Here is a 20,885-nt window from a genome sequence, read left to right as displayed (position 1 = left end):
TCAAGACAGCCGCCAGCGTCAATGCGCCAGACGGAGCCTGCTCGCGGCCGCCGGACCCTCCCGCGCACGTCAGCTCACCTAGCCGACGATCCGGTCCGTGCGGCCGCCGATCGCATCGCCAGGGCGGCGGCGGCGGCGATGGACGGCAGAGCTGAAGGCGCGGAGCCTGTCCCACTCCGTCGCGCCTGACGACGCGCAAGGTTGGCCCAAAGCTGCCGTTGGGAGAGTCTGAATCCTGTAGGTGCCCTACCCCGCGGGTCGCGCTGGCAGCTATGCCCTCCGCTTCGGACATTAAGCGACCGGATCGAAGCGGCTATCTGCCATTCCGCTTATCCGGACGGAGCTGGCTCTTAGCGGACTCAGAAACGTCCGCTTCTCGGCGGCTCTGTCGACCCGCGGCATGTGACGGGGTTGCACCAAGAGCGGCCGTTCGCTTAGGAGTTTCACCACGTGTAGGCGACAGCTTCAGGCTAGAGAGCCGCAGAGACAGGGGAGTCAGTGAACCTCGCGCCCATAGTCAAGCTTGTGCGAGCCTACGACGCTACGGAGTGGGAAATATTTATCTCCGAGTGGCAAAAGGGTCTTCAAGGTTATGCTTCGGTGAAGAGGCTTGGCGGGGCGGGTGACCACGGCCGGGATGTCGTCGGCCTGTGCGGGCCCAAAGCGTGCTAGGGTATCTGGGACAATTATCAGTGCAAACACTACGAGGTGCCGTTGGCGACGGCCAAAGCGTGCGAGGACGCTGGCAAGATAATCTTCCATGCCTTTCGGGGCGAGTTCGCCGCACCGCGGGCCTGTTATTTCGTGGCTCCACGCGGGCCGACTACCGAGCTCCGCGATCTGTTGCTGAACCCCTCCAAATTCCGCGCCGTGGTGATATCCACCTGGAATACGCGCGTGTCCGGCCGCGTGGTCGCGGGGCAGAAGCATGATCTGACGGGCGCGCTTCAGGCCTTTGTCGAGGCATATGATTTCACGAGCTTCCGCTACTCGACGCTCGATGAAATCCTCGACGATCACCGGCGAACCGCCTATTGGGCGGCTCGTTTCAACGGCGTGCTACCTCCAGCCCCGGCTGGGGTCGCGCCTCAGGACGTCGCGCCGAGAGAAACCGTCTACGTAGGCAAACTTCTCGAGGTCTACTCCGAAGAAACTGGCGTCGCCTTGAACTCGCTCGCTGACTTGGTGGCGCATACCGACTGGCAGGAAGACCTACAGAAGCAACGAGTTAGGTTCTACGACGCGGAGGCGTTCATGGCGCATTACCGCGATCAGACGGAACCTGGAACGATCGAGGACTTCGCCGATCAGATCTTCGACGCGATCGATCCCGCGGTCGCCGCCGAAAATGGCGCTCATCCCCGGCTGACGGCTGCGCTGTCAGTTGCGGGTCAGGCGGCACCCGCGAGCGTGCTCGCACCGCGAGCCAAGGTCCGCGTCAAGCAGGGCGTCTGCCACCAGCTGGCCAACGATGATCGATTGACGTGGAAGCTGTGATGGGCAGCGCAGCGCCCAAAAGGCTTCGGCCCCGTATATTCAATACCGCTTTCGAAAGCGGTCTGCGATCGCTCGTGCTGCTCACCGCCTGCTACCCCGCCCGATTGGGGCTGAGGCGCCTGGTCGTGCTTGACCACCTTGTGGTGCACACGGCCGATGTTGATGGCCCTCCAAGCCTACACCCGCAGGAGGAGTCGCGAACCGCCGAGCTTCTGGTGCGCCGCGGACTGGTCAGCGCGGGCTTATCTCTGATGGGAACGAGGCGGCTGATTAATCGGTATGCGACGCTCGACGGTTTTCGCTTCGAGGCCGGCGAGGAAGCCGGGTCGTTCGTCGACCTCCTGCGGAGCGACTATACGGGCAAATTGAAGAAACGGGCGGCGTGGCTTGCGTCGGCGGTCGCACCGCTCGCCGACGATGAGATCGACGCCCTGGTGAAAGATCGAATGGACCGCTGGGCGACCGAGTTCCAGAGCGACTACGGCGTTTCGACCTAGCCATGCAGCTCCGCTTTCTCTTGGTGACGGGGCCGAACAGCCCGCCGGCGGCCGTCGAGTTCGGGCCCAGCCTGAACGTGATCTATGGCGGCTCCAACACGGGCAAATCGCACGTCCTTCGATTGATCGACTTCGTGCTAGGAGCGAAATCTCCACCAGAACCGATCATCGAGCAGGCAGGGTATGACCTCGCGCATCTAGGAGCAGTGCTGGACGATGGGTCCAAGCGAACCTTCGTACGCGCTCTTCAGGGAGGGCACATCAAGGTGCTCGAAGGGCTAACGCGGGAACGGCCCACCCAAGCGCAGGGAATCTCCGTGTCGGCGCAGCACGGTGCCCAAAATTCGCTGTCGCGCCTGCTTCTCGCACAGGTCGGGGCGGCTGACGCGCGCGTCCGTGTCGATGCTTCTGGAAAGACCCGCGATCTAAGCTTCCGCGATCTGGAGCGGCATTCGCTGGTGAACGAGACCAAAATTCAGGACGGGTCGTCCCCGGTGCTTTCGGGCCAGTTCGTGACCAGGACCGCCGAGACGTCGATCTTCAAGTATATGCTGACCGGGGTCGACGACTCCGCGCTTGACGTCGCCAAGCCCGACCTCGCGCAACCGATGAGACAGGCGGCACAGCTGGAATTGCTCGATCGACAGATCCGAGACACCGAGCGCGAGATCGCCGATGCCGACCAGGATAATGATGGTCTCATCGAACTAGATACGGCGTTGGACGAAGAACTGAACCGCTCTTTTGTTGTCCAGGAGACGGCGGAGTCGAGCTATAGGGAGCTTACTTCAAGCCGCCGCGAACTGCGTCGCGAGTACGAAGCGGCTCAGGACCGCATGGGAGAGATCGACAGTTTGACGGCACGCTTCGCGCTGCTGGCTGAACACTATCGGTCCGATGAGGAACGACTGGCGTCGATCGCCGAGGCGGGATCGTTCTTCCTATTGGAGGATGCGGCCGTCTGCCCGATGTGCGGCGCCGCCCCTGAGCATCATCGACCCCATGATGCGTGCGAAGGGAACGTGTCGGAGATCATGGCGGCGGCCGAAGCCGAGATCGCCGAGGTCCGCGAGCGCGCTGTCGAGCTTCAAGTCACGATCGGTGGCCTGACGGAGGAGCGAGCAGCACTAGCCGCCCGGGCGCGGGAACTGCTGCCGAAACTGGAGTCGCTTCAGGCGAACATTTTGCGAGAAGTGCCCACCGTGCAGACCATGCGTTCGCAAACGAGCGAGGTCATCGCGCGGAAGCTTACCATTCAGAAGAGTCTGGAGCTGGTCCGTCGGCGCGACGGCCTGGTCGCGCAGCGCACTGAGCTCGGGGTCAGTCCCGGGTATGACAGCAGCACGATCGTTGCGCAGCAGCAGTTGGACGGCGCGACGCTCGACGCCTTCAGCCAGGTCATCGAAGCCGAACTACAATCATGGGAATTCCCTGAGGCCAAGCGCGTGTTCTTCGAACTGCCGAAGATGGACATCTCGGTCGCGGGCAAGTCTCGCGGTGCCAACGGGAAGGGTGTCCGCGCGCTGCTTCACGGCGCCTTTTCATTGAGCCTTATGAAGTTCTGCAGGGATCAGGCGCGTGCTCACCCGGGCTTTCTAATTCTCGATTCGCTATTTATCACTTATCGCGATCCCTCCGATGATGATGACACGGCGATCGCGAGCACCCCGCTCAAGGATCGTGCGTTCCACGCCTTCTCAACGCTCCCGGACGATCTGCAACTAATTATCATCGAGAATGTCGACGTGCCGGAATGGCTGGTAGGTCAGCCGCAGGTGGTGCATTTCACTGGAAGCAAACCTACGGGCCGAGCGGGATTTTTCCCGAAGTAGCTTGGTGGTCAGCCAAGCAGCGTCTGCTCTGGAGGCTTACCGTCGCGCCTACCCGGTAGCCGGCGTAGCACACCACGCTGTAAGCCCGAATCCGTTCCCGAGCGATAGGTGCCCGGATTGCACACCCTAGACGTGCCATTGTCTCTTCGGCAATCTCACGATCTGCGGGGGAGTATGACGGTGCAAGCTGCTGCCGGGTTGGATGATAGCCGGACCTCGGTTTTCCAGACCGACCTTCCCGTAGGCGCAAAGCTTGAGCGAGCGCGCACCGAGCTTCTGGACCTCGGTGCGCGCAACCGGCTCCTCAACATACCGCGCGCGTCGAAGAGCGCCAAGCTCCTCGAGGTGGTCGACGAGCGATCCGCAGAGGTGTTCCGCATCCTTGTGCGCGAGCACAAGGCCTTCACCTTCCTCCCCGGACGGGCGGCCGCGCTAGGCGTCGGCGGCGACGGCGCGGAGGAGGACGAGGTCGCCGAGCTTGCACAGCCGGAAGACGATGAGGTCGACGCACGCGGCGTGGCGCGCCGCCATGCCGACACCCGCCTGCAAACCCGGCTGACACCGCCTAGCCTGCAGAAGCGCCTGCTGGAGCTCTACTACGACGCTCGCGCTCTGGAAGAGGAGCAGGGCGCCAACGTGCTCTTCCTCGCGCTGGGCACACTCAAGTGGATCGACCCGAATAATGCCGCCAACATCCGCTACGCCCCGCTGATCCTCGTCCCGGTGTCGCTGGAGCGCGGCAACGCGGCGGAGAAGTTCAAGCTCCGCGCCCGGCTGGAGGACGTGGCGGCCAACCTGTCGCTCGAGACCTACCTGGAGCGCATTCACGGCCTCAGGGCACCCCATCTGGAGGTGACCGAGGAGTTCGAACCCGCTTTCTACTTCTCCACGTTCGCCGAGGCGGTTGCGGCCAAGCCGGGTTGGGCTGTGAACCCGGACGACATTGTGCTGGGCTTCTTCTCCTTCGCCAAGTTCCTCATGTACCGCGACCTGGACCCGGATTGCTGGCCGGCGGGCTCGAAGCTCGATCAGCATGCGCTCGTGCGCCCGCTGGTGGCCGACGGCTTCGAGGAGGGTGAGCCGCTCCTCCCGGACGACGCGGTGGTGGACGACCACATCACGCCGGCGGACATGGTTCACATCGTCGACAGCGACAGCTCGCAGACGATGGCCATCCACGAGGTGCGGCGGGGTCGCAACCTCGTCATTCAGGGGCCGCCCGGGACGGGCAAGTCCCAGACCATCGCCAACGTGATCGCCACGGCCGTGGCCGACGGCAAGACCGTGCTCTTCGTCGCCGAGAAGCTGGCGGCGCTGGAGGTAGTGAAGCGTCGACTGGACAGCGCCGGCGTCGGCGACGCCTGCCTAGAGCTACATAGCAATAAGGCTAACAAGCGCGCGGTGCTGGAAGACCTGCGCCGCACCTGGGAGCTCGGCGCGCCTCGTGGCGATGAGCTGTCGCCGCTCGTCGCCCGTCTCCTGGAAGCACGCGACCAGCTAAACGCCCACGCCAGACGGCTGCACCAGCCGCTCGGCGAAGCCGGCTACTCGCCCTATCATGTGATTGGCCACCTGACGCGGCTGAAGCAGGCCGGCCAGAAGCCGACCGACATCCGGCTCGAAGGCGCGACTGCCTGGACCGCCGACGAGTTCTCCGGGCGCGTGGCGCTCCTGGCGGAGCTCGTCGATCGGGTGGTCGACATCGGCGTTCCGCTCCGCCACGCCTGGAGGGGCATCGGACTGCAGCAGACCCTGCCACCCGACGTAGACAGGCTCATCGCCCGGATCGTCGCGCTGTACGACCGCCTGCAGGCGATAGGCGAGGAGGACGCCGCGATCGCGGCCGTCCTGGAGGCGCCCGCCCCTGCTACCCTGGAGGACGCCACACAGCTGCTGTCCCTGGCCGCTCGACTCGCCGACGCGCCCAACCTGGAACCCGAAGCGCTGGGCGCTACCGTCTGGCGGGAGGACGGCGAAGCCCTGTCCACGGCTCTCGGCCATGGTGAGACTCACGCCGCTCTGCAGGCGCGCCTCAACGGCGTCCTTGCGCCATCCGCCTGGTCGGTGGACCTGCAGGTTGCCCGAGAGGGCTTCGCCGAACTCCCCTCGGAGACGCCGGCAGCGATGTTCGACGACGCGCGCGCCCTCGTCGAGGCGATCCCGCGGCTGGCGGCGGAGGTGCGCGTCCTGTCCACCGCCATCGGGCGTGAGCACGCACCTGAGGACCTGCGCGGCGCGACGGAGCTGGCGCGCATAGCGCAGAGGGTCTCGGCGGCGCCGGACGCCGACCCGGCTGCCTTCGTTGCGGAGCTTTGGACCAGCGGGGTGGAGCGCGCTGACGACCTCGCCGAGGCCGTGCGCACGTTTGAGGCAGCCCGGGCTGAGATCGGATCGGAACTGACCGAGGCCGCCTGGAGCCTCGACGTCGCCGGGGCGCGCGGGACGCTCGCCGCCCACGGCACGGGCATGTTCAAGGTGCTGAGCGGAGAGTGGCGGGCGGCGGATCGGCTGGTGCGTTCGGTCCTGGCCGACCCCAAGGCGCCGCTCGACCGGCGGCTGGCGCTCCTGGACGCGCTCGGGCGCGGCCGCGCGGCCGCCGATACGATCCGCGGCGAAGCGGAGTTCGGGCACAGCGCCTTCGGAGCCGACTGGCGGGGGGAGAAGTCCGCCTCGGCGCCCCTGCTCGCGCTTGTCGAATGGATGCGGAGTCTGAAGGGGCTCGGCGCCGAGCCTCGCCTCGTAGCGGGTCGCGGGCCCGACCGCAGCCGTCTGGCCAACCTCACTCGCCGGATCGGCGACTTGACGGCGGCGGTCGAAGCGCCGCTACGGCGGCTTTGGAACAAGCTGGGCGCCGGACGACCTTTCGCCTTTGGTGAAGCCGACGGCGCTGACCGCGGGGCGCTCGATGCGGTCCATCGGGCCGTCGCCCGGTGGAGCGAGGCGGACGCCGCCTATGCCGCCGTCGCGGCCCGGTCCGAGCCGGACCTGGCGCTCCGTCTCTCCGCCCTGCAGGACCTGCAGCACGACCGGGAGGCGCTCGCGCGGCTGGAGGAGGTTGGCGGACTCGGCCGAGCCGCATTCGGTTCGGCCTGGCGTGGACCGGCCAGCGACTGGCCGGCCCTGCGAACAGCCGCGAGCTGGGTGGGCACCAACCTCGACGTCCACCAGCTCGCAGCCCGTGTCGGCGACCGCGCCGCCCTGCTGCACCGCGCCGAGGCTGCAGCTACGGAGCGCGCCGCCTTCCTCGATGCGATGGCGGTCCTGCTTGGAAACCTGCAGGCGGACGCTTCCGCCGCGGTGACCCCGGGCGCGGCCGAGGCTCCGAGAGGCGAGCTGGCAACAGCCCTCCGCGCCTGGCGCGACGACACGGAAAGCCTGTACAAGTGGATGCAATACCGCTCGCGGGCGGAACGCGCCACGACGCTCGGCCTCGGCGACATCGTTTCGCGCCTCCACCGAGGCGAGCTGGCGGCGGGCGAGGCCCTGGCGCAGTTCGAGATGGCCTATTTCGAACAGGCGTTCGCCTCCCAGGTCGCCCTCGACGGCGAGCTTGCGCAGTTCGACGGCGACATCCACGACCGGTTGGTGCGCACCTTCGTCGACCTGGACCGTCAGCGCATCCGCCACGCCGCCCTGGAGGTCGTGCGCGCCCACCACCGCCGCATCCCGCCCAAGGTCGGCGCGACGCTCGGACCACTGCGGGTGCTGAAAAGCGAAATCGCCAAGAAGAAGGGCCACCTGCCGATCCGCAAGCTCATGGAGGGTGCCGCGCCCGCGGTGCAGGCGCTGAAGCCCGTGTTCATGATGAGCCCACTGTCGGTGGCGCAGTTCCTGCCGCCGGGCGCGTTGAACTTCGACCTCCTGGTGATGGACGAGGCCAGCCAGATCCAGCCGGTGGACGCACTGGGCGCCATCGCGCGAGCACGCCAGGTCGTGGTCGTCGGCGATCCCAAGCAGCTGCCGCCCACCGCCTTCTTCGCCAAGATGACCGCCAACGACGATGGCGATGATGATGACGGCGGCGGCGCCTCCAATATCGAGAGCATTCTCGGCCTCTTCACCGCCCGCGGCCTGCCTACCCGGATGCTGCGCTGGCACTACCGGAGCCGCCACCAGTCGCTGATCGCCGTCTCCAACCGGCAGTTCTACGAGGACAAGCTCTACATCCCTCCCAGCCCCTTCACCGAGCAGTCGGGGCTGGGCCTGCGCTTCCACCACGTCAGCGACGGCGTGTTCCTGGCCGGCGCCAAGCGCACCAACCCCGTGGAGGCCGAGCGCGTCGCCCGCGCCATCGTCGAACACGCAGCCCTGCACCGGGGCGAGTCCCTGGGCGTGGTCGCCTTCTCCGCCGCGCAAAAGAAGGCCATCCAGGAGGCGCTGGAGGTGCTCCGCCGCGACTTGCCCCTCGAGCACGAGGCCTTCTTCCAGGCCCACCCAAGCGAGCCCTTCTTCGTCAAGAACCTGGAGAACGTGCAGGGCGACGAACGCGACGTCATCCTGATCTCCGTCGGCTACGGGCCGACCGCGCTCGGCGCCAAGCCGCCCATGCGCTTCGGACCCGTGGGCCAGCAGGGCGGCGAGCGGCGCCTTAACGTCCTGATCAGCCGGGCCAAGCGGCGCTGCGAGGTGTTCGCCTCCCTGACCGACGAGGACATCGAGCCGGAGTTCGCCAGCGCCCGCGAGGGCGTCTTCGCCTTCCGCCTCTTCCTGCACTTCGCCCGCACCGGCCGGATGACCACCGCCGAGGCGGCCGCGCGCGACCGCGACGAGGTCTTCGAGACGCAGGTGGCCGAAGCGCTGCACGCGCAAGGTTACGTCGTCCACAGGCGCGTGGGCGTGTCAGGTATCTTCATCGACGTGGCCGTCGCCCACCCAGAGCGACCCGACCGCTACCTCTTGGCGGTGGAGTGCGACGGCGGCTCCTACCACGACGCACGGTCTGCGCGGGATCGCGACCGGCTTCGGCGCAGCGTGCTGGAGGACCACGGCTGGGCGGTGCACCGGGTCTGGAGCACCGACTGGTTCAAGCGCCCCAAGCAACAGCTGCAGAAGCTCGTGGAGGCCATCGAGGCCGCGCGGACGGACCTGGCAGCCCGGAGCCAGGCCGAAGAGGCGAAGGCGGCCGCGACGACCTACAGCTTTCGCACAGTGGAGCGGGAGGACGTGACGGAATTGAGCCTCTACGCAGTGGAGGAGGCCTCCGCCGGCAGCGAGCCCTATGTCGAAGCCAAGCTGACGCGGCCGGCTCATCTCGCCTGCGAGCTGCACGATGCGCCGACCGGCGCACTCAGCGCGCTCGCGGAAGAGGTGGTGAGCGTAGAAGGGCCGGTGCACCGCGATGAGATCGTCAGCCGCATTCGCGAGGCTTGGGGGCGCAAGCAGGCGGGCAGCCGAATGCGCGAGGCCATCATACGCGCGCTCGCCATCTCCACTCGGCAGCACCGCATCCTGGAGGACGGCGCCTTCTATGCGGTCCCGGGCGCCCCGTGCCGGGTGCGCGATCGCTCGACGGCGCGCTCCACGACGCTGAGACGTCCGGAGAGCCTGCCGCCCGAGGAGATCAGCAAGGCGCTGCGCATCTGTGTCGGCCGCAGCTTCGGGGCGACGGAAGAGCAGGCGGTTCAAGCCGTTTCACGGGCGCTCGGCTTCAAGGCTACCAGCGCGCAGCTGCGAGACGTGATCGCGGCGGTGCTGGAGCGGGACGTCGCGTCCGGCGCGTTGCAGCGGCGTGAGAGCCTGATCGACGTGGGCCCGCACGCGCCAGCCGACCATGCCGCGCCGCCAGCCTCGCCGCTGGAGACGCTGATCGCCGGCGGCGAGACCAATCGGCTTGAGTTTAAGGAGACGCTGCGCTGGGACATCCGCCTGAAAAAGATCAACCGGAAACTTGAGGACGTCGCCATTAAGACCATCGCCGCCTTCACCAACATGGAGGGCGGCGTTCTGCTGATTGGCGTCCAAGATGACGGGACGGTGGTCGGCCTAGCTTCGGACCTCGCCTGCAGCGGCGACAGCCGCGACCAGTTCGAGCTGCACCTGACCAACCTGATCAACGCCCGCTTCGGCCACGCTTTCAAGGCGTCCAAAATCAGGGTGAGCTTTCCGGAGGCGCAGGGTCGAGCGATCTGCCGCGTCGATGTCCAGCCTTCCCGCGAAGCGGTCTTCGTCAGCCTTGCGGACCAGAGCGGCGCGGTGGCGGAGCGGCTGTTCGTGCGATCCGGCAACGCCTCACATGAAATCCCGCCCAGTCAGATACCGGGTTTTGTTCGGGAACACTTCCCCACGCCTGCCCAACCCCAGCGATGAACTCGAGGTGGCGCGACGGAGCGTCGGCACGCTAAGCCTTGGCGATGATCGCCAGCGAGTTCGTCCAAAAGTGGAGTGACGCCACACTCCGCGAGCGGCAGGGCAGCCAGGAGCATTTCCTGGACCTGTGCCGCCTGCTCGGCGAGCCCACGCCTGCGGAGGACGACCCACATGGCGAGCGCTATTGCTTCGAGCGCGGCGCTACCAAGGTAGGGGGCGGCGACGGCTGGGCGGACGTCTGGCGCAAGGGCTGCTTCGGCTGGGAGTACAAGGGCCGCCACAAGAACCTGGGCTCGGCGCTGCGCCAGCTTCAGGCCTATGCGCTGGACCTGCAGAACCCGCCCTATCTCGTGGTCAGCGACATGGAGCGGATCGTCGTCCACACCAACTGGACCAACACGGTCTCGCGCAGAATCGAGCTGACGCTTGCCGATCTGCTGGAGCCGGTCAGGCTCGACGAATTGCGCCAAGTCTTCCGCGGGTCCGACAGCCTCAAGCCCGGCGTCAGTCCCCAGGAGCTCACCGCCAGGGTGGCGGTGCGCTTCGGCGAGCTGTCCACCCGGCTGCAGGAGCGGGGCGAACACCCCCGCGCGGTGGCGCACTTCCTGAACCAGCTCGTCTTCTGCATGTTCGCCGAGAGCGCCCGGCTGCTGCCCGATCGGTTGTTCACCCGCACGCTGAAGGCGACGCTGCAGCGCCCGGCCGCCGCGCGCGCCCAGCTGCGCGATCTGTTCGCCAAGATGGCCGAACCCAATCCGGAGCAGCGCTACTTCGGCCCCGACCTAATCGGCTGGTTCAACGGCGGCCTGTTCGACGGAGCCGAGCCGCTGCACCTGGAAACCGCGGACCTGAGGACGATCGCCGACACGGCGGCCGAGCACGACTGGTCACAGATCGATCCCTCCATCTTCGGCACCTTGTTCGAGGCGGCCCTTCACGCCACCCGGGAGCGGCCGGCGCTCGGCGCCCACTACACCGACCGCGAGAAGATCCTGAAGATCGTCGATCCCGTGATCGTGCGCCCGCTCACCGCCGATTGGGACGCGACCCGCGCGATCCTGCGGGCGGCTATGGACGAGGTGAAGGCGGTCGATGACGAGCGTCGGACGGTGATGGAGCGGGCCGGCAACATCCTGCGCGCCGACCCCGCCGGGGCCAAGGCCGGAGAGGCCGCTCGCCGCCGCATCCTGACCGCCATCGCCCGTCGGCGCGACGCGGCCCACGCCCAAGCCAAGGCGGCGCTGGAGGCCTTCCTGGAGCGGCTAGGGGCCTTCCGCGTGCTAGACCCGGCCTGCGGCTCCGGCAACTTCCTCTACGTCGCCTTGCACGCGCTGAAGGACATCGAGCTTCGCGCGCTGGTGGACGCCGAACGCCTGGGCGTGCCCGCGCCCGCCCCGCGCGTGGGGCTCGCCGCGGTGCGCGGCATCGAGATCGAACCCTATGCCGCGGAGCTGGCGCGGGTGACGCTGTGGATCGGCGACCTGCAGTGGATGCGCAAGAACGGCTACACCGCCTTCGCCGAGCCGATCCTCTCCACCCTGAACCAGATCGAGAACCGCGACGCTCTGCTGAACCCCAACGGGACCGAAGCCGAGTGGCCGCCCGCCGACGCCATCATCGGCAATCCGCCGTTCTTGGGCGGCAAGCGCCTGCGCGACGGCCTGGGCGATACCACGGTGGAGCGCCTGTTCGCCGCCTATCGCGGCCGCGTGCCGGCGGAGGCCGACTTCGTCACCTACTGGGTGGAGAAGGCTTGGCGGGCTATCGCTGCAGAGCGCGCGATGCGGGCTGGCCTCGTGACCACCAACTCCGTGCGGGGCGGCGCCAGCCGGCGCGTGCTCGACCCCATCGCCGACGCGGGCGCAATGATGGAGGCCTGGGCCGACGAACCCTGGACCGTGAAGGGCGCCGCCGTGCGCGTCTCCATGCTCGGCTTCGGCGGAGGGTTCATCGACCGGCGGCTGGAAGGTCGGCTGAGCGAACGGATCAACGCCGACTTTACGGGCGCTATGGCCGACCTTACCCAAGCCTTACGTTTGCCGGAGAACGCCGGGGTAGCGTTCCAGGGCATCACCAAGGGTGCCCCATTTGAAATTGGAGCGGACCTAGCCCGGACATGGCTGGCTTCCCCGCTCAACGTCAATGGACGGCCAAATAGCGACGTCCTTCGGCCGATCACAAGCGGAGGCGACATCGTTCGTCGTGGCAACCTGGGCTGGGCAATCGACTTTACAACAAAGTCGCGCGACGCTGCTGCGCAGTACGAAAGCCCTTATGAGTACTGCGTCCGCGAGGTGCAACCCCTACGGCAGAGCAACAGACGTCAGCTCTATCGAGACAATTGGTGGCTTTTCAGCGAGTCTAGGCCCGGACTCCGGTCAAAGCTGAACGGACAAACGCGCTTCATCGCCACGCCGAAGGTCTCTCGCACGCGCGTGTTCGTCTGGCTTTCTGCGCGCGTGATTCCAGACAACCTTGTGATCGCAATCGGCAGGGATGACGAAACGAGCTTCGGCATGCTCAGCTCTAAGGCGCATGAGCTTTGGGCCTTACGGATGGGAGCTTGGATTGGCGTTGGCAACGATCCAACTTACACACCGTCCACGACCTTTGAGACCTTCCCCTTCCCAGAGGGCCTGACGCCCGACATTCCAGCCGCCGACTACGCCGACGATCCCCGCGCCATCGCCATCGCCGAGGCCGCCGCCGAGCTGAACCGGCTACGCGAGGCCTGGTTGAACCCGCCCGATCTGGTGCGCATCGAGCCGGAGGTCGTCCCCGGCTACCCCGACCGCATCCTGCCCCGCGACGAGGCGGCAGCGCGCGTGCTTAAGACCCGCACCCTGACCAACCTCTACAACGCCCGCCCCGCTTGGCTGGACATGGCCCACCGCCGCCTCGACGCCGCGGTGGCCGCAGCCTACGGCTGGCCTGAGAAGACCTCGGCGGAGCTTCCCGACGAGGAGGTGCTGGCCCGTCTCTTCGCCCTGAACCAGGCCCGCGCCGGCTAGTCGCCCTCAGCCAGGGTCCAGATGCGCTTCAACGGCAAGTCGGCCTTCAGCACGTCCGGCAGGCCTTCATAGCCGTCTTGGATCAGGCGAATGAGGTCGCCGGAGTCCCAAATGCGGATTTCGAAGAAGAGCCGATGCGCCTCCCGGGCCAGCGCCTTGGTCACCCCGCCCCAGGCGACCAGCAGGCCCTGGTCGGCGTTGAACTGGCGCATGACGCCCTGCAGTTCGCGGAGCACGCCCACGTCCACCGCAGAGTCTTGGGACTTCACCTGGACCACGAGCCGTGGCGGGTCGAAGCCGAGCGGGCCCTTGCCGGCCAGGATGTCCACGCCGCCATCGGCGCCCGGCGGAGACACCACCACGCGGTAGCCCTCCGTCTCGAGGAGCGCGCCCACCAGCGCCGACAAACGGTGGCCCTTGAAGACGGTGGCGACCCGGAAGCGGATGGCGTCCTCCGCCACCTGCTGCACGTCCAAGGGCGCATCCGCGGCGTCGGAGGCGGCGACGCCTGAGACGGGCGCTGCGGGTGACCGGCTGGGGAGCGAGGGAGAGCCCGACAGCGCCGGATCGGCCTTGCCGGCGATGACGGCGCAGACCCGCGCCTCCGCCTCGTTGCGGTAGACCTGGAAGATGGTCAGGAAGGCACCGAAGGAGTGCTGCAGGTCCTGAGCGAAGACGCTGCGCGGCGCCTCCCGCACCCACTCTACCGATCGGGTGTGCAGCCGCTCCCCGCCGACGTCGAGGAAGACGTACGGACCCTTGATGCGGCCAAGCGCGAAGCCTGAGCGCTGCTTCAGCGGCATGATGATGGGCTCGCCCGGCTGCATGACGCGGGCGAACGGCCAGAGCTGGCTTTCCCAGTTGGACAGGGTCTTCGGCTTCTCGTCGGGGTAGGTCTCCCGCAGGGCCTCCCGGAGCTGGTCCCGCGTCTCCAACCTCGACAGGTCAGGAACCTCCTCCCAACCTATGACAGCGAGGCCACGGTCGAGCGCAAGCGCCTCACGCTCCCCGTACTTTCCAGACCTCACACCCCACAACGGCAACGACCGGCCCCCTCATCTTTTGCCAGCGGCGACGGTAGGGCTGATCTCGCAGGTAGAGCAATAGTGCCGCCGATCCGCAGTGGGGTGCCTGCCGCCGGGTGGAGAACGAGAAACGCTCTCCGGGAAGGCAAGGCTCTGAGGTTGAGTCCGCGGGGGGTCGCGGGCTACAGTAGTTGCGGAGCTGCCCTCATGGCGGCTCTGGGGCGTGAGAACCCCTGTCAACGCGGCGCTGAGTGCGGCCGTGACCCAGCACTCCTCGACCCTATGGTCGGGGAGGCACGCGCGCATGTTCAGGGCGAAAGCCTAAAGGCGCGTGCGGTCTTCCGTTGGCAGGCTTCTCAACTCCCCGATCACCAGGGAGACAAGCCGCATGGCTATTCGGACGGCGATCGCCGCCATCGTTATCCTCAGCTCAGCGTCGTCGTACTCGCCTACAGTCGCAAAGGCGCGTGTTCACTCAGTCGCGGCGCCAGGGATTTGCAGGCGCATCCGGACTGACCTTCAAGCTAGCGAGAAGCAGCTCGGATATCTCTCAGCACAGACCATCGCGCCGAGCAGCGTTATAGAGCAGGCTGCGGCTAATAATGCGATGTCGACCACCTATGCAGAGATCGCGTCTTACAAGGCGGACTTGGCGTCACATGGGTGCGGCACCTACAATCACGAGACTTCGCAAGAAAGCTACAGGGATAGTGCCCTGAAGTGCGACGTTGCAGACCTCGAAGCCAAGCTTGAGCACATCAATACCGACCCCGTCGCCGAGATGATGGACCGGGCGGCCGAGCAAGCAGGCAGTCATGCCAGTGACAGGCGCGGTGCCAAGGACGATCCGTGTGATCGCGCCCGCTGGAAGAGGTAACCGTTACCTCGCCTCGCTCGCAGCCATGGCACGCGCTTGCAGGAACACGATTGGGCTCGAGACACCGGCTGGTAAAAGGGCATCCTGAGCTTTAGGCAATAGTCCGCTTTCCGCGCCCCTCCCCTCCCCGCTTGGGAAGAGGACGCGGTTGAGGGGAGCATTATTCACCCGGTATAGCCTCACTGTCCGTATCGTGGACCAGACGCTCCCCACCCATTGAGCCGGGCCAGGGGTTCGGTGGTGAGGTTTTTCCTCAGCGCATGCTCGCGCAGTCGGACGGTCGGAAATCCTCGCAGACCGCGAAGGCAAAGTTCCCGCCGGGTTCTTCCGGTTTTATGGGCCGGTAACCAGGAGATCGTTCATCTGACCGCGCACTTCAGCGACGGCAGCAGCGGGACAAGATCGCGAGAAGACCGCCGCTAAATCGATATACCTAGTCAACTATTCGACGTGCTCGCTCGTGGAGCGGTGCCGGCGGCCCTCGAGCCAAACCAGCACGTCATCACGGCGATAGACGACCTTACGGCCCTGCTTACAGTAGGTTGGGCCGCTGCCCGTGAGCCGCATCTTCGCGAGTGTGGACTTGCCGATGCGTAAGAATGCTGCAGTCTCCACGCAGGTCGCCACAGGAGGAAGGTTTACCATGTCGGCCCCACAGAACACTCGAGAGACCGACTGAGTACGTAAGGCAGCGTTCCTCAGATAGGATCAGAAAGCGTCTGGAGAGATCGGGCCTTAATTGTCCTTCGAAGCGCCCCGCTCAAGACCTCTCTTGATGATAGTGCGGGTGACACGACTGGCCTGAAAAAATGGATATGCAGCAAGCAATGCTGAGAGAAGGTCAAAAAACGGACCAGTATAGTTCCCTTCTCCGTCGCGGGTCTTGCCAGGACGCTTACCGGTGAGTTCTCTCCATGTGTTCGACATGGATGCAACCCAATCAACAAGTGTATCAGGAACTTGAGGCCTGCCATATTTGACAGTAGAAAACGCGAGCTTTGCTGCCCTTTCCACTTCGGCGTCGCATGCGTCAAGAACTCCGTTCGGAAGAAAGGCTTTCAACGCGTCTTCGTATTCTTGCGTTTTAATCAACTCCCGCTTCAAGGGCCTTGATGGAATTCCCATAATGCCGCTTTGTATTTTCCAGTAGCAAATCTATGGCCTTATTGATATCGATGTTAGACTTCCTCAAGCTTCGCTCAAGCGAAGTCCTGACTCGATGGCTACCTGGCACATTAATGCTTTCCGGCAGATCAGAGCGGGGAAATGCTGGAAACTCATCATCCCCATCTTCAGTAACAAAGTGCTCTGAGCTTCCATTTGGGTGGCCATAACGCAAGAAACCTACTAGCCAACCAATGCGGTCCGACGCATCCATTATCAGGTTATTCATGTCCCCGTCGTTTATCTGATCAAGAGCGATAACGTCCTGGATTCGGCGGCCAGTCAGGTTCACGGTCTTTGTAGTAAGATCAATGACTGCTTCCTCCTTGCAGCCCGCTAACAGCAGAGCGTCAGACACTCCCTCAATTGCGTTTGTGTCAGGATTGAGCCAGATCTCGCCGGGTCCCAGGTCCAGCAACGTCTTGTTGACGTAGCGCTCCTGTTCAAGCTTGCCGTTACGTCGGGGCATCGGTGCGCGCCCCCGGCACTTCACGGAAGCCGCGACGCCATTTGTGTTGCTCGATGTCCCTCTTGGCAGCCGCACCAACGCTCAGGGTGGCTCGCAGCGCGATCCGGCACAAAGAGCGCTCAAGCGCGGGCCTGCCGCTTGGAAAGCGCGGAACGGGCTCGTAAGTCGGCCTTGAGGCAGGCGCTGTCATTGAGATCGAAAGTCGAAGGAGGAGGGGTGGGTCAGAGCGCTATCTCCGTGGACCATTTGGCGCATCTTCTGGGGCGAGTGGCTCTCGGCGCTGAGTAGACTCTCGCGGGTCTCGATGGACCCAGTGCTGCGGCCGGCTGAGGTGCAAGTTAGTTCACGCCCATGCGCTCGAACTTCCGCCGGAGATAGGGCTGTCTTGCCAAGGCCAGGGCGGCGTCTCGCTTCCCCTCGGCGGCGCGCCCGAGCCTCGTCTCTACGAGGGACCGGCCGTAGAGGGCGGCGAACAGGTCCGGCTTCTTGGCCAGGGCGGCGTCGTAGGCCGCCAGCGCTTCGGCGTTGCGGCCCATGCGCATCAGCACAAAGGCTCGGCTGTCCAGGGTGGCTGCATCGTCGGGGCGGAGCTTGAGCGAGGCGTCACAGGCGGCGAGCGCCCGGTCGAGCGCCATTCCCTCCTCCGCTACCTGGTAGCAGAGGTTGTTCAACTGAGTGGCGCCCCTCGTCTCGGCGACGGCGGCGTCGAGCGCCTGAGCCATGGCCGGCGCCAGACCTTGCCGATGATCGATGATCGCCTGGTAGACGAGCAGGGAGGCGGATCGGGGCGCTGCATTGATGGCGCGTGCGCAGTCCGCTTGGGCCGTCAAAGGCGGGCCCTTGGCCTCGACCTGGCCGTGGCAAAGCAGTCCGGGATCAGCGCCGACTGCCCGGGCGTGATTGAAGTCCGCCTCCATCGATGCTGTGCGGCCGAGCCGGCTGTCGATCTCGGCGCGTCCGACGAGAAGGTTGCCGAGGTCCGGGTGGGCCGCGACCAACCTGTCGAGGAGCGGAAGGGCGGCGGCGTAGTCCTCCCGCTGCGTGGCCTCGTTCACGCTCCAGAGCCGAACGTCGAGGTCGTCGGGCGCGATCCTGGCGGCGGCCGCTGCGTCCTCGTCGGCGGCGGGGTGATTGTAGCCGCCATCCGCCTGAGCCCGGACGAGCCAGGCGTCGGCGCTTGGCTTCAACCGGTTGGCGGCGTCAGCGTCGGCGCGCGCCAGGACCTTGTCGCCGTACTGGAGGTAGAGGCGAGCTCGCCTGAGAAGAGTGTCAGAGTCGTCGGCGGGTGCAAGGGCCAGCTCCCGCTTCGCCGCTTCGTCGCGATGCTCGTTCCAATCGATCGCGGCCCGGTAAAGGTGAACCCTGCCGCCAAGGTCCGGGCTCACGCGCGCCAGCGCCTCCAGGGTCTTGCTCGCAGCGTCGCCCTCCTCTTGCGCCATCTCGACGTCCAGCAGGTGCCGCAGCGTGAAGCCATCGTCTGCATCGAGAGCAAGAACCTTGCGATAGGCGGCCTCAGCGCCGGCAGAGTCCCCTGACTTTTCCGCGAATAGGCCTCGCGCGCGCGCCGCCGGCAAGGAAGGCGGACCCAGCGTGTCGGCCTTGTCGGCGTCGGACAGGGCGGACGGCTGTTTCAACCAAGCGTGGGCGACGGCGCGGTCTGCCCACGCGAGCTGCAGCTTGGGATCAAGAGCCATAGCCTGGTTGAATTCATCCACGGCGGCCGCGTAGCGGGCCGCATCCAGGAGCGCCTCGCCCTTGCTCAGGTGGCCTTGCGCTGTGACCGGATTGCTATCCAAGGCAAAGGCATCGTTCGCCTCGCGAGCGTGGGAGCCGGCCGGGGCGTAGACGCCGCCCTTGCCGAGCGCCGTTAGCTTATCCACCGAAGCTTGCGCCGCCTTGGCGGACACCTCAGCCGTCACCGACCGCTGGCTCGCCACGACCCGGAAGACCTTGCCCATGACCGTCGCCTTGCGGCGGTAGGCAATCCCGGCGATCACCTCATCGAGGTCGGCGTCCTTCGCCGCGGAGGCTAGGACGACATCGCCGGGCGGCAGCACCACGCTCTCGTCCGTCTCGACGTAGGTCGGGTAGTCCACCGCGTAGGGTGCGTTGGGGTCGGACGCGGCAGGGTCGCGCTTGACGTCAGGCGGTCCGCCGAACTCCACGTGCTGGAGTTCCAGTCCCGGATCGGACCAGTCGAGCTTGCTGGAGCCATCGGCGGTCAACCGCTCCTCGCCGGTCGCAGGGCTCCAGTTTTCGGCGACATGGGCCGGGGTGAAGGCGGTGTGGATACCGGTCCAGTAGGCTCGCAGCGCCGCTTCCATCCGTTCAGCCGGTACTGTGGCGAACTTGGCGTGGATCAGGGCGCCCAGATCGCCCGTGAACAGCGTGTCCAGGTGCGTGGGCTCGGGCGCGGTCACCCCGCCCGACCCGTCGTAGCGGATCACCTGGACCATCTGCGGCCGCATCAAGGGAGCGGGCTCGATCCGCACGAGCGTCGCGCCCTTTGCAGCTAGCGGCAGGACCCAGCCGAAGGCGGGCGTGGTCAGCTCGTCCAGGCTGCGGTCGCCCTCCCTCGCCCCGTCGAGCCAGTAGTCGCGGCCGCCCAGCTGCACCCGCACGAGTACGTGGTCGAACAGGGCGACCGAGGGCAGGTGGGCGTCCAGGCCGTCGCCGCCGGTGCTGCTCGCGAGCACCGGCTCGGCGGGCACGCCCAGCTGGTTCAGCAGCGCCAGCAGCAGGGCCGTTTTGGCCTTGCAGTCGCCGTAGCGCAGCCGCCAGGTCTCGTCGGCGCCCTGCGGCTTCAGCCCGCCGCCCGCCTCCGCGTGCGCCAGGTAGCGGACTTGGCCTTGCACAAGCTGCAGGGCGGCCGCGGCGCGGGACTTGGGGTCGGCCGAGGCCTGCGCGATCTGGCGGGCCTCCTCGGCCACGGGAGAGTTCGGCGAGAGGGTGGCGGCCTCGGTGAACAGGGGGGCCATGGCGGCGGCCACCTGGTCCCAGCCCGCGAAGGTGGTGAACTCCACCTGGCGGCCGTGCTGGAAGCGCTGGGGCGCGTGCGCCGGAAGCACGGGCGGGAGCACGTCGTCCAGGTCCATGGCCACTGTGGTCACGCCGGCCGCCTGGGCGGGGTGGAGGAGCGGCAGGCCGGACGTCTCCTTCCATCGCACCGGCAGCGCGGAGGGCCAGCTCGCCTCCAGCCGTATGCGGGAGGCCGGCGCCAGGTCCCAGCCGGCGAGGAAGGCCGAGCTGTGGCCCTTCAGCAGCGGGTCGGCGTGGCGGATCGAGACGGCGACCTCCAGCACGTCGCCTACCTGCAGGCCCTCCGGCTGCAGCACGGCGGTGAGTTCGCCGGTGAGCATGGCCTGCTCCAGGCCGGTCTCCCGCCGGAGCACCGTGAAGCCGCCGTCCTTGGGCAGCACGTCGATGCTCTGGCCGTCGCGCAGGATGCGGGCGCGGTGAAAGGTCAGCGTGTCGCTCCAGGGTGACCAGCGGAACGGGATGGCGCCCAGCCCCTGGAGACCCGCCGAGGACTGCGCCTTGGCCTCGATCTCGTGGAACTCGGTCCAGCCATCGGCGTCGAAGCGGATCTGCATGTCGTGCAGCAGCATCGCTACGGGCAGGCCCTTCGCGGCGTCCTTTTCAACAGGGAGCGCCGGCGAGGCGTGCACCCACGTTGGGATTGGCCCGGTCTGGGGCGCGTCCGCCGCTCGCGCGTCAGGACCGTACAGGCAGAGGCCGAGCGCCGCGCACGCGCCAGACAGCGCTATCCTGATCCCAGCCAAGCCCCACTCCCCCGTATCCATGAGGATCACGCCAGAATTTTCTGCTCACCGCAACTGACGCGGGTGACGCGTAGCCATGGCGTAGCAGCCACATCGTAGTGGCGAGCGCGGATGTTCTACGCCTCGGCCGGCCCGTTCAACGAGCCTGGCGCTGCTGAGCTAGGCCAGGCTTCGCAGCCCGCTCATTGCGATATGTGTCGAAACCAGTACCGCAGGATTTTAGACCCCTACCCCCGAAGATTCCTCAATAGGCCGCGAGGCGAGCCGCTTCCCAAATGTTGGTGCTGTATGGGTGCTGGATTGCGCTTCGGCGTCAAGCCGTCGCAACCCTCTAACCTATTGTAAAGTCTGGCGCACTCGACAGGATTCGAACCTGTGACCTCTGCCTTCGGAGGGCAGCGCTCTATCCAGCTGAGCTACGAGTG

General features: G+C 66.5%; 11 protein-coding genes. 6 read left to right on the top strand and 5 right to left on the bottom strand.

Annotated elements, in window-relative coordinates; all coding sequences use genetic code 11:
- Positions 1 to 714 precede the first annotated feature (714 nt).
- From HUV06_RS06575 to HUV06_RS06555, 5 genes are all read left to right on the top strand, one after another.
- Positions 715 to 1,497 (top strand): ABC-three component system protein, encoded by a 783-nt coding sequence (locus HUV06_RS06575; RefSeq protein ID WP_174300476.1) that lies wholly within the window; start codon positions 715 to 717, stop codon positions 1,495 to 1,497.
- Positions 1,497 to 1,994 carry an ABC-three component system middle component 2 gene (locus HUV06_RS06570; protein WP_371811009.1) on the top strand — a complete coding sequence of 166 codons (498 nt, stop codon included), beginning with the start codon at positions 1,497 to 1,499 and terminating at the stop codon, positions 1,992 to 1,994. Before HUV06_RS06575 ends, HUV06_RS06570 begins: the two co-directional genes overlap by 1 nt.
- 2 nt (positions 1,995 to 1,996) lie before the next feature.
- The gene (locus HUV06_RS06565; RefSeq protein WP_174300474.1) at positions 1,997 to 3,826 is read left to right on the top strand and encodes a hypothetical protein; all 1,830 of its coding nucleotides are present in this window, start codon (positions 1,997 to 1,999) and stop codon (positions 3,824 to 3,826) included.
- Positions 3,827 to 4,024: 198 nt separating this feature from the next.
- Complete coding sequence (locus HUV06_RS06560; RefSeq protein WP_217433665.1) at positions 4,025 to 10,132, top strand: DUF3320 domain-containing protein; 6,108 nt, start codon at positions 4,025 to 4,027, stop codon at positions 10,130 to 10,132.
- A 44-nt stretch (positions 10,133 to 10,176) separates the two neighbouring features.
- Positions 10,177 to 13,143: a class I SAM-dependent DNA methyltransferase gene (locus HUV06_RS06555; protein WP_174300472.1), complete on the top strand. Its 2,967-nt coding sequence runs from the start codon at positions 10,177 to 10,179 to the stop codon at positions 13,141 to 13,143.
- Here the strand turns inward: HUV06_RS06555 and HUV06_RS06550 are convergent.
- Positions 13,140 to 14,078, bottom strand: a complete 939-nt coding sequence (locus HUV06_RS06550) for a restriction endonuclease (RefSeq protein ID WP_217433664.1) — start codon at positions 14,076 to 14,078, stop codon at positions 13,140 to 13,142. The genes HUV06_RS06555 and HUV06_RS06550 overlap by 4 nt on opposite strands.
- 697 nt (positions 14,079 to 14,775) lie before the next feature.
- Between HUV06_RS06550 and HUV06_RS06545 the strand changes: the two genes are divergently transcribed.
- Entirely contained in the window at positions 14,776 to 15,045 is a 270-nt protein-coding gene (locus HUV06_RS06545; RefSeq protein ID WP_174300470.1) for a hypothetical protein, read from the top strand.
- A gap of 441 nt (positions 15,046 to 15,486) precedes the next feature.
- Here HUV06_RS06545 and HUV06_RS16630 read toward each other — a convergent pair whose 3' ends face one another.
- The 4 genes from HUV06_RS16630 to HUV06_RS06525 all read right to left on the bottom strand — a co-directional run bounded on the left by HUV06_RS16630 (position 15,487) and on the right by HUV06_RS06525 (position 20,481).
- Positions 15,487 to 15,690 (bottom strand): helix-turn-helix domain-containing protein, encoded by a 204-nt coding sequence (locus tag HUV06_RS16630; RefSeq protein ID WP_174300469.1) that lies wholly within the window; start codon positions 15,688 to 15,690, stop codon positions 15,487 to 15,489.
- Between the two features lie 90 nt (positions 15,691 to 15,780).
- A complete protein-coding gene (locus tag HUV06_RS06535) occupies positions 15,781 to 16,149 on the bottom strand; it encodes a hypothetical protein (RefSeq protein ID WP_174300468.1) in 369 nt (122 codons plus the stop codon).
- On the bottom strand, positions 16,130 to 16,678 hold the full coding sequence (locus HUV06_RS06530) for a hypothetical protein (RefSeq protein WP_174300467.1): 549 nt from the start codon (positions 16,676 to 16,678) through the stop codon (positions 16,130 to 16,132). Before HUV06_RS06530 ends, HUV06_RS06535 begins: the two co-directional genes overlap by 20 nt.
- Before the next feature lie 338 nt (positions 16,679 to 17,016).
- Entirely contained in the window at positions 17,017 to 20,481 is a 3,465-nt protein-coding gene (locus HUV06_RS06525; RefSeq protein ID WP_254600924.1) for a DUF3857 domain-containing protein, read from the bottom strand.
- Positions 20,482 to 20,885: the final 404 nt, after the last annotated feature.

Origin of the sequence: Caulobacter sp. S45 (assembly GCF_903642205.1) — a bacterium.
Taxonomy (GTDB): Bacteria; Pseudomonadota; Alphaproteobacteria; order Caulobacterales; family Caulobacteraceae; genus CAHJWH01.
This window is presented reverse-complemented; position numbering and strand designations above follow the sequence as displayed.